The organism is Levilactobacillus zymae (assembly GCF_032190635.1).
GTDB lineage: Bacteria > Bacillota > Bacilli > Lactobacillales > Lactobacillaceae > Levilactobacillus > Levilactobacillus zymae_A.
Genome location: NZ_JAVLAS010000001.1, coordinates 2,505,256 through 2,517,615 on the forward strand (window position 1 = coordinate 2,505,256; position 12,360 = coordinate 2,517,615).

At 54.2% G+C, this 12,360-nt stretch carries 10 protein-coding genes; 6 read left to right on the top strand and 4 right to left on the bottom strand.

Features of this window, described 5'->3' with window-relative positions; all coding sequences use genetic code 11:
• Positions 1-50 precede the first annotated feature (50 nt).
• Entirely contained in the window at positions 51-677 is a 627-nt protein-coding gene (locus RI501_RS11910; protein WP_313822868.1) for an LVIS_2131 family protein, read from the bottom strand.
• Positions 678-833: 156 nt separating this feature from the next.
• Here RI501_RS11910 and RI501_RS11915 point away from each other — a divergent pair, with 156 nt between their 5' ends.
• Positions 834-1,790 carry a linear amide C-N hydrolase gene (locus RI501_RS11915; RefSeq protein ID WP_313822870.1) on the top strand — a complete coding sequence of 319 codons (957 nt, stop codon included), beginning with the start codon at positions 834-836 and terminating at the stop codon, positions 1,788-1,790.
• Positions 1,791-1,943: 153 nt separating this feature from the next.
• Positions 1,944-2,426 (top strand): C40 family peptidase, encoded by a 483-nt coding sequence (locus RI501_RS11920; RefSeq protein WP_313822872.1) that lies wholly within the window; start codon positions 1,944-1,946, stop codon positions 2,424-2,426.
• 217 nt (positions 2,427-2,643) lie between these two features.
• Here RI501_RS11920 and RI501_RS11925 read toward each other — a convergent pair whose 3' ends face one another.
• Complete coding sequence (locus RI501_RS11925) at positions 2,644-4,611, bottom strand: S9 family peptidase (protein WP_313822874.1); 1,968 nt, start codon at positions 4,609-4,611, stop codon at positions 2,644-2,646.
• A 215-nt stretch (positions 4,612-4,826) separates the two neighbouring features.
• On the opposite strand from RI501_RS11925, the gene RI501_RS11930 reads away from it, so the two are divergent.
• Entirely contained in the window at positions 4,827-5,756 is a 930-nt protein-coding gene (locus tag RI501_RS11930) for an oxidoreductase (RefSeq protein ID WP_313822876.1), read from the top strand.
• 189 nt (positions 5,757-5,945) lie between these two features.
• The gene (locus RI501_RS11935; RefSeq protein WP_313822878.1) at positions 5,946-6,221 is read left to right on the top strand and encodes a hypothetical protein; all 276 of its coding nucleotides are present in this window, start codon (positions 5,946-5,948) and stop codon (positions 6,219-6,221) included.
• A 172-nt stretch (positions 6,222-6,393) separates the two neighbouring features.
• Here RI501_RS11935 and spx read toward each other — a convergent pair whose 3' ends face one another.
• Positions 6,394-6,792: a transcriptional regulator Spx gene (spx, locus tag RI501_RS11940; protein ID WP_057733836.1), complete on the bottom strand. Its 399-nt coding sequence runs from the start codon at positions 6,790-6,792 to the stop codon at positions 6,394-6,396.
• Positions 6,793-7,438: 646 nt separating this feature from the next.
• Here spx and RI501_RS11945 point away from each other — a divergent pair.
• Positions 7,439-9,457 carry a cation:proton antiporter gene (locus RI501_RS11945; RefSeq protein ID WP_313822881.1) on the top strand — a complete coding sequence of 673 codons (2,019 nt, stop codon included), beginning with the start codon at positions 7,439-7,441 and terminating at the stop codon, positions 9,455-9,457.
• Between the two features lie 405 nt (positions 9,458-9,862).
• Positions 9,863-11,443: a bifunctional metallophosphatase/5'-nucleotidase gene (locus tag RI501_RS11950; protein WP_313822883.1), complete on the top strand. Its 1,581-nt coding sequence runs from the start codon at positions 9,863-9,865 to the stop codon at positions 11,441-11,443.
• 73 nt (positions 11,444-11,516) lie between these two features.
• On the opposite strand, the gene RI501_RS11955 is transcribed toward RI501_RS11950, so the two are convergent.
• Positions 11,517-12,311, bottom strand: coding sequence for a hypothetical protein (locus RI501_RS11955; RefSeq protein WP_313822885.1), 795 nt, complete (start codon positions 12,309-12,311; stop codon positions 11,517-11,519).
• Between the last annotated feature and the right edge of the window lie 49 nt (positions 12,312-12,360).

Genomic DNA, 12,360 nt, shown 5'->3' on the forward strand with positions numbered 1-12,360 from the left:
TAAGCCAAATAATCACCCTTTGGCCTACTCTCTAATCGGTAACGCTAACTTTACTTTTGCACCATAAACGAGTGATCCGGAATCCGAATCAACGTGAAGCGGTTGGCCAATCGACCGGCGTGCAGCCCGATGCCGTTGACGAAGCTCTTCTTATAGGTAGTCTCGATCACGCCCACCCAGGCTCGCTGGTGGCGTTGGTCGTACTTGGCCACCCGCTGCTTATCCCAATGGTAAGCTGACGCAGGTAGGTTAATCGGCTTGGTGCCCGCCGAAACGGTGGCCACGGTACTATCGACCTGGTACTTCTCGCCCTCGGTCAGGTAGGTGTATTGTTGGATCGGTTTTTGACCACTGTTATTGGTCACGGCCACGTAATAGGAAGACCCATTCCCCGTTCCCGTATTCAAGACTAACGGTTCGTAGCGCGTGGTCTGCGAGACCCGGTTGCCCAATTGATTGACGTTTTGGAAAAAGGTGGTGTAGCCCATGCCGCCAAAGAAGAGGAGCCAGACCACAAGTTCCACCGTCGAGATGATGAAGTTGCGCCACGAGAAACTACGCCCCTCCTTCACGATTAAGTGAATCCGACGCACCCGCATATCGTGGGTCATCCAGATGAGGGTGATCAGGACCAAGAGCCACAAGACCATCCCTACTAAGTTCCAAGTTGATTTCATGAAACGCTTCGTTCCCTTCTCAAATCTTGCTTAGTTTAATGTCACGTTTTTTCCATTACCCCTAAGCTTACGAGATTGCCGTCCCAAATACAAGCGCATTTCAAGATAAATTCCGTTATACTAGGGCTAACTACATCCTATAAGGAGGGATTGCGTATGTGTACTAGTCTCACCTACACCAACGGTACCGGCCACCACTTTTTTGCCCGGACCATGGATTTTCCCACCACCACGCCCTGGCGGCCCATTTTCTTACCCCGGCATTACCGTTGGACCACGGCGTTAGCCACCATTCGGACCACCCATTACGCGTTTTTAGGCGGTGGCCGCATCGCCGCAGACCGTCCGGCCTACCTGATGGCTGACGGACTCAACGAACGTGGACTGACCTGCGCCGAGCTCTACCTGCCCGGCGTCGTCACCTACGCCACCGAACCGGTAGCCGGTAAAACCAACCTGACGCCGCAAGACTTCATCAACTGGGTTTTGGGCGAACACGCCACGTTAGCCGAAGTGGTGGCCGATCTTCCCCGGGTTCGCCTGGTCAATCGACGGTGGGGCAGCGACCATTACGTCTACCCCTTCCACTGGATTCTCAGCGACCGCACCGGCCAAACACTGGTGATCGAACCCACCGACCTGACCTTACACGCCGAAAGCGACGCTAGTGGGGTGTTAACCAACACCCCCGTCTTGGCGACCCATCTACATAACCTCAACCAATTTCTCCGGGTTCCCGGCGACAGCTTTCAACCAGCAACCATCACCGCCGCGCGCGATTACCTCGCCAGTGGCGCGCCACTACCGACCGGCCCGGTGCCGACCAACCGGTTCATCCGGACCGCCATCACGCGGTGGGGCACGCCCACGCTCCCGACAGATTCAGCCACCCAACGGGCCATCTTCACCTGGTTAGCGGCAGTTAGCCTCCCGTATCAGCCCGCACGCCGGCACGAACGTAACCACAATTACACCCATTACCGGTCATTGATCGACCTTGAGGCCCAAAGTTATACATTTATTCCCCGGACCACTCACCGTCTGCAACAAATCCACTTAACGCCCCAAATGGCGGCCAGTCGGCATTTTCCGCACGTCTACCCCGCCAATTAGTCGCCAATTTTACAAAACCTCTACCCACCTTTAACCCGATTGATATGCCGTTGAAACATTTCTGTAATGACTCCCTGATAGTATTAAACACATCGATTACGAAATGACCCACTAAAAAATGATTTAATAATATTAAGGAGTTTGTTTAATTTTATGAAGAAGACGTTCGCAAAAATTGTATTGTCCCTTGTCGCCACGGTGGCCTTTGCCTTCACCGGCGCCCAACTGAGCCAACCAACGCAAGCCCAAGCTGCCAAGACCATGTCCTACAGCAAGATTCAAAAGGTTGCTAAGGCCCAATTAGGTAAGCCTTACGGTTGGGGCTCCACTGGTCCTTCGCGCTTCGACTGCTCCGGGTTCACCAGCTACGTGTACAAGCACGCCGCTAAGAAAGTGATCCCCCGGACTGCCCAAGCCCAATACAACAAGTACAAGCACGTTTCTTACAAGAACATCAAGAAGGGTGACCTGGTCTTCTTCGGTGGGAGCAAGCGTTCTATCTCCCACGTCGGCTTATACGTCGGTAACGGTAAGATGATCGATTCCCAAAACCGTGGTGTGGTGACCGAAGCCGTTCACGCCCCTTGGTGGCACGCCGTTGGTTACGCCCGCGTAGGTAACGTGGTCGTCGACTAACCCCTTCTTCGAACTCATAAAATCATAAAACTAAACCTGACCCTTCCCACCATCGGCGTGCGGAAGGGTTTTTGTTTGTCTACTAGAGTGAGGCTTCAGCGTCTCCGGGCCAGTCAGCAACGGTGACGGACGAAGACGTTGTGATCCCCGGCCAGTCAATAAAAGCGGCGCCCCACATCGAGATGATGCCGGGCGCCGCTTTGGACTAACCTCAGACCTATTTTTCCACGGATGGGTGGGCCGTAAACCACTCGTCCATGTCTAAGATGCGTTGAATTTTCAGACTCGGTAAACCAGCGCGAGAAACCCCGTGGAAGCTTTGCGGGTACCGCACGAAGTCCGCGTCCACACCGGTCTGCTTGACCGCCGTGAAGTATTCCTCGGATTGGCTGATGGGGCAGCGCATGTCCCATTCACCGTGCAATAACCGAATTGGGGTCGTGACCTGTGGCGCGTAGGCTAACGGTGATTGTTGCCAATACGACGCCACGCCCCCCTTCGCGAAGAGGTCTTGCCCCAGTTCCCGTGGGTTGAAGTAAAAGCCGATATCGCTGGTCCCGTATAGACTGATCCAGTTGGTCACGGGCCGTTGAGCGACCGCGCCGGCAAAGCGGTGCGTGTGGCCGATGGTCCAGAGCGTCATGAAGCCCCCGTAGGACCCGCCGGCGATGTATTGCCGGTCGGCATCTAACTCGGGGAACTTGGCTAACGCCGCGTCTAATCCGCTCATCACGTCGGTATAGTCGCCCTCACCGTAGTGTTCGTTGACCGCGTTTTCGAAGTCCTGCCCGTAGCTGGTCGACCCCCGTGGGTTCACGAAGACCACGCCGTAACCTAAGTTGGCGTGCACTTGAAACTCGTAGAAGAAGGTCTCTCCGTAGTTGGCGTGCGGGCCCCCGTGGACGTACAACAGGACCGGCGTCTTGGGTGCCTTAGTCTGGGCGGGGAGATACCAGCCTTCTAAAGCTTGCCCGTCGGCTGCCTGGTAGTCGAAATGTTGCGGTTGGGCGTAATGGTGACTCTGCTCGTAAGCCGCGTTGGGATTGTACACGGCGCGGACCTGGTGATCACTAACCGTGACCGTTTGCAGTTCCGCCGGCCGGGTCTGCGCGGAGACCGCTAAGACCACGTGATCGCCATCGACCACGTCAAAGTCGACGATTTCGTGAGCGGCGTCGTTGATTAACTCGATGCCAGTCGCCGTGCCCACGTATAACTGACTATGGGCGTGGTAGGCCGCCGTGAAGACTACCCGCTGGTCATCCAACCAGCGGACCAGCTTACCACCGGGCTGTTGGGTCCAGTCGGCCGCAAATTCGGAGGTGCAGTCCGCCGCTAAATCGGGCGTCAAATCGGTCAATTCCCCGGTTTTCAGGTCGGCGAAATAGAGGTCGGCTACGGTTTGGGAATCGAACCGGCCGTCACTGCCGACTAAGGCAACGGTTTGGCCGTCGGGCGCGATGGTCGCGTCGGCAAACCGGCCCTGGGCCAGACTGGCCGTCAGATTCGTGATTTCCCCAGTCGCCACATTATAGCAATAGGCGCCGTGCGCGAAGTCGCGGTCGTTGGCCGGTTGGTCGTCCTGTAAGAACGTGACCAACTGGCCGTCGGTGCTGACCGAGGTCAACGCGAAGTCGTACGGCCGCTGGAAAACCTCCTCTACGGTGTCACTAGCCGGTAAGTAGCGGCGTAAGCGGTAGGTCACGTGCAGCGGTAACCACCCGTACCCGTCCGCCTTATTGATCAGGCGTTCGACGTGCCGGGGCTTAGGAAACGCTTCGGGACTGGGTAACTTGGGCCGTTCCGTGGTCTCGGTGGTCTTAAAGTAGACGCTTTGGCCGTCCGCCGCCGCAATCACGGTGTTCACGGCTTCGCCCGGCGTCGCCATCACGACCGGTTCACCGCCCGCGACGGGTACCCGATAGAGTTGCGCGGGTGCTGAACCCACCTTAGCCGCGTAGAAGACGGTCGTGGCGGTCACGGCCGGTTGCACGTTAAGTTCACCGGTGGTTGCCACCACGCGTTGGTGCCCGGCATCATCCACGCTGTTAATCTGCGCGCGATAACCATCGCTCGCTTGATCCATGTGATTTTCCACAAAATAATACCGCCCGTTCGCCGCTACCGGCTGCGAGAGCGCCTTTAATCGGAATAAATCTCGTGCACTAACCCCTGTTGCTGTCATCCGCATCGCTTCCCTTTTCTCATTGTTTTCTCACAAAGTGATTAGTCCTATCCTAGCCTTTCGCTTCTGGCCTGTCAATTCTAAAGTGATGGGGTCCCCATTAATGGAAAGAACCTGCTACACTAGACTTGTCCCTCCGGGTGGTGAACCGGTCGTCGGAAGCTTTTCCGGCCGCCGCTCACGCCCCACTATTTTTTAGAAGGAGTGCTTATTTTATGAAAATTGCAATTGCCGGTGCGGGTGCCATGGGCAGCCGCTTTGGGGTCATGCTGCAGCAAGCGGGTAACGACGTCACGTTGATCGACAACTGGGCCGACCATGTGCGGGCGATCCAGACTCAGGGCTTACGGGTAACTAAAGACGGCCACGACACCGTAGTGCCCATGACCGCCGCGCTGCCCCAAGACGTCCACCAGACCTTCGATCTGATCATTCTCTTCACGAAGGCCATGCAGATGGACCACATGCTGCAGGCGTTGAACGCTCAGCTCAGCAACCACCCGGCCGTCCTGGTCTTAGCCAACGGGATCGGCAATGTTGAAACCATCGAGCGTTACGTGCCTAAGGAAAACATCATTGCCGGCACCACGGTTTGGTCCTCTAGTCTGACCGGACCGGGACACATCTCGGTCACCGGGACCGGGAGCATCTCCCTGCAGGCCATCGTGCCCGACCAGTTCCCCGACCTCGACCAAATCATCGCGACGCTGAACACTGCCGGTCTCAAAGCCAGCCCCGCGCCCGACGTTCTGGCCGCCATCTGGAAGAAGGCAGGCTTAAACAGCGTGCTGAATACCTACTGCACCCTCTTCGACTGCAACATCGCCGAATTTGGGGCGTTACCCAACTGGCGGACCCTAACCGCTAGCGTCCTCGACGAATTCCAGGCTGTCGCCACCGCGGCTAACGTGGCCTTCGACGCCCAGGTCGATACCGACCTCATCGCCGCCCAGTTCGCACCAGATAAGAACGGGGACCATTACCCCTCGATGCACCAGGATATGGCCCACCGGCGGCCCACAGAAATTGATTTTCTGAACGGTTACGTGGCCAAGCTGGGCGCCCAACTCCACGTTCCCGCTCCCACGAACGCATTGTTGACCCAACTGATTCATAGTCAAGAGGCCCTGCACGGGATTGCTTAACGACCTCTCCGAAAAATCAGCGCACCACGGAGCGTGGTTTTGATACCATATATAGTTTTTTGGTCATTTTTAATCTATATGTAGTTGTAATTTGTGATTTTTCATCGTACCATAGACTTATACTTATTTTTAACCGGCGTCTGCAACCCCATTCCTGATCGTCGGCTAAACCTTAGGAGGGTCGCAACCATGGACGTTATTCATCGATCACAAACCAACATGTATCCCCAGAGCCTCACCGTGGAACGGCCTACCGGGGCCCACGTAGCGTTCGATTCGGCCCGGATTCACCACGACCTCGCCGCGCTTACCAACGACCCGACCGTGGTGCACCGTGCAGAGAGTCTGATTGTTGCGCAGTTGGCGGGCTTTGATGTTGTCGCTACGGGGACCATCGAAACCACCATCGTCAAGACGCTAACCCAATTAGGCTACCCCCAAATGGCCTTACAATACCAACGTTAACCTAACAGAACGTGGTCGTCCGCTAATTCTAGCGAACGACCACGTTTAATTTTGGATACAAAAAAAACCGGTACCGGGGCTTGTTCAGCCGCACGTTACCGGAAACTAATTTGACGTTTTGCCTAAGCACTAAAAATCGATCAGCACTCCCCCGAGAACTGACCGACTTCGATTAAGAACTCAATTGAGATTCCAAATGGTGTAATTCAGCCGTCCGTACCTCACGAGGTAAGAACCGGCGAATCTCTTCTTCGTTGTACCCAACTTCCAAGCGCTTATCATCAAAGATGATGGGCCGCTTGATGAGGTCTGGATACTTCACCACCAGATCAACTAATTGACTAACGGACAAGCTATCGAGGTCGACGTGGAGTTGCTTAAAGATGTTTGACCGCGTCGAGATAATGTCTTCACTGCCATTCTCGGTCAGGCGCAAAATCTGCTTAACCTCGGCAGCGTTCAATGGCTTGGACTTGATATTCCGTTCTTGAAACGCAATATCGTGTTCCTTCAACCATGCGCGTGCCTTCCGACTGGATGCACTACTTGGTGCAATATACAAATTAATCATATCTCAGCACTTCCTTATCGTTGGATTGAGTAACGATAGAAAACAACAACTGACTCACTTGGGTTCTCCCCCAACAATTCATTGAACTATCTAGTAGAACCAATTTATATGTTACCACAATTGAATGAATAATCAACCCCTTATAGAAATTTTCTAAATAAAAAGTCATATTACTTTCAGAGTTAGTTGGTTCAATCAACAATTGCTTTGTTCACAACCGATTTCGTGATTTATCCGGATAACTCGCGTTAAATTCGCTTTTATCGTCATCACAAAGTTATTTTTAGGGCCCCACTCAACCTTACCATTTTTTAACTAGATGCATGTAAGTGCCTGCAAAATATTCAAAAACGCTTTTTTGAATATTTATCGACACTTAATGAATATTTAATCACAGCGAATCGCGACTAAAAGCGGTTTCTCACCACACACTCCTAAAAATGTGGCTAAAAATTCGTCCGCACACCTGAGCTCGCCCGGTGCTGTGAGTATCGCGAAAACCGCAAAGGGGGTAAAATAAGAACCAACCTTAACCGACTGGACCGTTTCTTAGGGGACCTTCTATTGTAGTCGTTTTACGCGATTCAGCAACCCTAATTTAGCAGCCCCACCACGTCGGTTCATTCCTAGCCTGGAGGCGTTTATTTTGGAAATCTTCTATGCTGTCGTGCTCCTCATTGTGGCCACGATTGCGGCGAACTTAGTCTACCCCTACTTTCCCGTAATTCCGCAAGCTTTCTATCAGATTTTTGCCGGGGCATTACTCTCTTTGGTGCCCTTTTTTCACCATTTCGTGCTTGAACCCGAAATGTTCATGCTCATCATCATTGCACCATTGATGTTCTATGACGGCCAAAACGCCGACACCCATGCCCTCCGTAAGCACATTCCCTCGGTCCTCTCCATGGCCGTGATTCTGGCCGTCCTGACCGTGATCTTAATGGGCTACGTCAGTCACGCCATGGTTGCCGGTATTCCGTTGGCCCTGGCCTTCGCACTGGCCGCCATCGTGACACCGACCGATGCCGTGGCAGTCTCGTCAATCACCACCAACATGGCGGTGCCCGAAAAAGTGATGGGGATGCTCGAACGCGAATCCCTCTTCAACGACGCCTCCGGTTTGGTCGCCTTCAACTTAGCCCTGACCGCCTTTATCACCGGTGAGTTTTCCGTTCGCGACGGGGTGGAACACTTCTTCATTGTCTTTTTAGGGGGCCTCCTGATTGGGGCGATCTTGGGAATTGTCTTCATCTGGGGACGGATCTACCTGGTGCAGTCGGGGATGGATTCCACCAGCGTGATCGTACCTTACGACATCCTGACCCCGTTTATCATTTACCTGGCCGTCGAACACTTCGAGCTTTCCGGTATCCTGGCCGTCGTGGCCGCCGGGTTACTCCGGAGCGCCGCTAGCAAGCAAATCCGTCTCTCGAGTACGCAACTACAGCTGGTTTCCCGGTCAACCTGGCGGATCTTGACCAGTATTCTCAACGGCTTCGTCTTTGTTCTCTTGGGCGTGTCACTCCCAACCGTGTGGCACAACATCCAAGCCGAGCACACCACGGCCCTACCTAGCTACATCTTATTAGCGGTAGTCCTGTACCTTGTGATGTTTGTGCTGCGCTACCTCTGGATTCGCTTCGATTGGGCGATGATTCACTCCGCTCCGAAAGACCAACGCCACCATGCCTTGGTCGGAGCGTTATCGGGCATTCACGGAACCATTACGTTGGCCATGGCCTTTTCCTTACCATTGACGTTCCACGGTCAGGCCTTTCCGTTTAGAAATACCATGATTTTCATCGCCGCCGTGGTCATCATTTTAAGCCTATTAGTCCCCGCCATCGTCTTGCCGCTGATTCTGCCTAGCAGAGAACAGCCGATTGATCCGGAGATGGCTAAACGCGAACGGCAAAACCTGATTACTTACGCCACTCAACAATTAATCCTGGAACATCCCGAACACAAGGCCGAGACCCAGGCCGTCGTGGCCATCCTTAATAGTCAATACGGGGATCACCGGCCTAACCGTAAGTTGGTGAAGGAACTCATGCGCCAGGCCAACCAGGTCGAGGTCGCCAGTGTTCAAAAACTGGCTGATCATAATCAAGTCGGCCCCGCCTACGCCAACCGCTACGTCCGGGGCTTGATCTGGCGCACCAGAACCAACGGTCAGCTCTCCTTTGCCGGCTTCGGACTGTGGCTGCGCTATGTCGGTCACCGGGTAACCCACCGTCTGCGCCACCGAAAGAACCGGAATCATCACGACCGGCGCCGCCAGCAACTACGGACGACCGACGGCCAGAACGCCGTGGTCAACGCCCAACGTGAACAGGTCCACGCGAACCTGCGAGCCGTTTTCAGCTTAATGGAAACTCAGGGGTATAACGACGTGATGGACTACCTGACCGCGAACACGACCGCCGACAATCAAGCCGAAATCAACGCCGTGCGGACCTATTACAACACCCGGCACCGCCGGTTTACACAAAATGACACCAGCGAACTGCAAAACGAGTTGTTCATTCAGGCGTTTCAGTACGAATACAACTACGTCCGCCAACAACGCCTGCGTCACGCGATTCCTAACGCGTTGGCCGACGACCTCTACCAACAGATTTCGACCGATCAGATGCTTTACATGCAAGAGATTACCGAAGCTTAATTGGTCAGCGTCACATTTTCTTCACAATTAGGGGGTATAGTGAAAACATAACTTACGAACTAAAGATGAATAAGTTACGAATTTTACTCCTCCAAAGTAATTGTACCCCGGACTGTGTCATGTTTTAGGTGCGTCCGCGTACACGTAATTTACGTTTCAAGCAAAAACGGTGACGCCCATCCTGGTTGGTGGGGTCGCCGTTTTTTGATGGGTCCCGGCCGTTCGGTATTTCGTTAACCCATCTATAATGAGAAAATTCTCATAATTTTGAGAAATTGGAACCAAAAATTTACAGTTCCCGTAAACTAGCTTATAATTTCTTTAACACGTTCCACACTTAGCGTTTGCTTGCCAGCAGCTGGCGGTTAAAAACGCCAGTTAGACGTAATCGGAGGGTGACTAATTATGAAGCTGACAATTCTATCAACCAGCGATACACACGGGTACGTTTTTCCCACGAACTACGTGAAGAAGGGCAGTAAGCAAGGTTTCGGCCTCGCCCGTGCTGCCACGGTGGTTGCACGCGAACAAGCCGCGGCAGATGGTCCGGTGGTGGCCATCGAAAACGGAGATTTCCTGGAAGGGTCACCCTTGGCCTACTATGTCGCCCGGGTGCAGCCCGACCGCGACCCCGCCCCACTCATGAACATCTACAACCAGATCAATTACGATTGCGGCATTCTGGGTAACCATGAATTTAACTACGGCCAAGAGTACCTGCAGACGGCCATTCGCGATGCCAAACGGCAGATCTTATGTGCCAACATCTTGGACCGTAACGGCGACCCCGAATACGGTAAACCCTACACCATCATCAAAAAGGCGGGGATCAAGATTGGCGTGCTGGGGCTCACCACCCAAGCCGTCTATAAATGGGAGAAAGCCACTAATATTAGTGGCCTGCAATTCGAATCGGCCTTCGTCGCCGCCAAGAAATACGTGCCAATTATCCGGGAACAGGCCGATATCGTGGTGGTCTGTTACCACGGCGGCTTCGAAAGAGATCTGGCCACCGGCGAACCGAACGACATCCACGTGGGCGAAAACGAAGCCTACCATATGCTAGCCGAGATTCCCGGCATCGACGCCATGGTCACCGGTCACCAACACCGGCAGATTGCCACGGCGCTCTTCGACATTCCCACGACCCAACCCGGCTTTCGGGGACAGGCCGTGGGCAAGATTACTCTCGACCTTAAGCGCGACGCTAACGGGCAGGTCACGGTGATCAACCACGACTCCGAATTGGTTTCGGCGGCCAACGCGCCATTAGACCCCAAGGTGATTGACGCTGCGGCCCCGCTCAATTCACGCGTAGGTCATTGGCTGGATCAGCCCTTAGGCCACATCAACGGCGACATGACCTTTCACGACCCGTTCAAGGCGCGGATTCACGAAACGCCCTACATCGAGTTCATCCAGCAGGTTCAGATGGCCACCATGGGCGCCGACATTTCGGCCACAGCCCTGTTCAGTGACGAGGCCCTCGGGTTTGAAAATCCGATTACCATGCGCAATATCATGACCAACTACGTCTATCCCAACGGGTTGTCGCTGTTAAACATCACGGGGGCCGACTTAAAGGCCGCCTTAGAGGTTTCCGCACGATACTTCACCATTGTAGACGATCAGATTACCGTCAATCCGGCGTTCGTGCACCCCAAACACCGGCAATATAACTATGACATGTACGAAGGCATCACCTATACGCTCAACATCGCCCAACCGATGGGCCACCGCGTCGAGGATCTGACCTACCACGGCCAGCCAGTCCGACCGGATCAACCGCTCCGGATCGTCTTGAACCAGTACCGCGCCGTGGGCGGGGGCCACTACAGCATGTACGAGGCCAGCAAGATCGTTGCGGAGAGTCAAAGTCCGATGAGTGAACTGATTGCCGACTACCTGCAAGAACACCCCGTCGTCGAGGCCACCACCAACGATAACTTCAAGGTGATTAACGACCCCCACGAGCTCACCGATTAAACTGAAAAAGCGTTCGCTGCAACACCTAACCTGGTCGTTAGGTTTCGCAGCGAACGCTTTTTAATTCTGGCTCTTAGGATTCAGCATTGCCGGCATACGTGTAGTAGGTCTGCTTGCCGAGTTTGTAGACGTGGTAATAATTCGCATAACTTTGATTCTTAGGCGTTTGTAACTTGGTCTTCTTCAGGTTGGTGACCGTCAAGCGGTACTGGTACTTTCCGTGAGTCGCCACCCGCTTGGTTGGGAGTCCCTTCACGGCCTTTTGGGTGTAATAGTACCGGTGAGTCCCTTTCTGGGTAAACTTGGTGATCTTCGCACTGGCCTGCGGGCGGTACTCCGTCCGTTGCCGGGAATGCTTGACCGTGCCAAAGGATTCTAAGTAGCCGTCGGTCGTGACGGTGACCCAGGGTCCGGTCCAGATACTGGTCTTCATCGTCGGTGTAAAGGCGGGCATCTCGCCCTTGGATTCTAACATGTACTTTGGCCGCGTGGTCGCCGTCAGATGCCGGCCCACGTTATTCAACGCCGTGTACTCCCCAATACCGCCCGCGTGGACCTTCTTCGGCCAGCCGTTTTTGACCTTCAACTGGTAGTTAACCGTTAGCAAATCAAAACTCGCCTCTAAGCGCGTCTTGGCGGGATCCGTTAATCCCGGATACGGCCCGGACACCTGCCCCTTGACCACGGTCCCCTTCGGAATCGTGACCCGCTGACTGGAGCCGTACAGCTGAATCCGAAAGGTCTGATTAGCCCGGTAATAGGTGTGGTCGGACCGTGAATCGGCCGCCGCACTGGCGGTCATTCCGGCCACCCCTGCCACCACGGCGCCCAACAATAAGAGCCCTGATTTTAACTCATTCATGTGCATGATAGTTCTCCTCCAAACATCCCTGATTGGCTTAAGTATAGCACGCTTG

What these genes read in the sequence shown, in the direction of transcription:
- RI501_RS11915 (WP_313822870.1), top strand. Translation starts at nt 834, where the DNA reads ATGTGTACTAGTCTCACCTACACCAACGGTACCGGCCACCACTTTTTT.
- RI501_RS11950 (WP_313822883.1), top strand. Translation starts at nt 9,863, where the DNA reads ATGAAGCTGACAATTCTATCAACCAGCGATACACACGGGTACGTTTTT.
- RI501_RS11955 (WP_313822885.1), bottom strand. Translation starts at nt 12,311, where the DNA reads ATGCACATGAATGAGTTAAAATCAGGGCTCTTATTGTTGGGCGCCGTG.
- RI501_RS11930 (WP_313822876.1), top strand. Translation starts at nt 4,827, where the DNA reads ATGAAAATTGCAATTGCCGGTGCGGGTGCCATGGGCAGCCGCTTTGGG.
- RI501_RS11910 (WP_313822868.1), bottom strand. Translation starts at nt 677, where the DNA reads ATGAAATCAACTTGGAACTTAGTAGGGATGGTCTTGTGGCTCTTGGTC.
- RI501_RS11920 (WP_313822872.1), top strand. Translation starts at nt 1,944, where the DNA reads ATGAAGAAGACGTTCGCAAAAATTGTATTGTCCCTTGTCGCCACGGTG.
- RI501_RS11935 (WP_313822878.1), top strand. Translation starts at nt 5,946, where the DNA reads ATGGACGTTATTCATCGATCACAAACCAACATGTATCCCCAGAGCCTC.
- RI501_RS11925 (WP_313822874.1), bottom strand. Translation starts at nt 4,611, where the DNA reads ATGACAGCAACAGGGGTTAGTGCACGAGATTTATTCCGATTAAAGGCG.
- spx (WP_057733836.1), bottom strand. Translation starts at nt 6,792, where the DNA reads ATGATTAATTTGTATATTGCACCAAGTAGTGCATCCAGTCGGAAGGCA.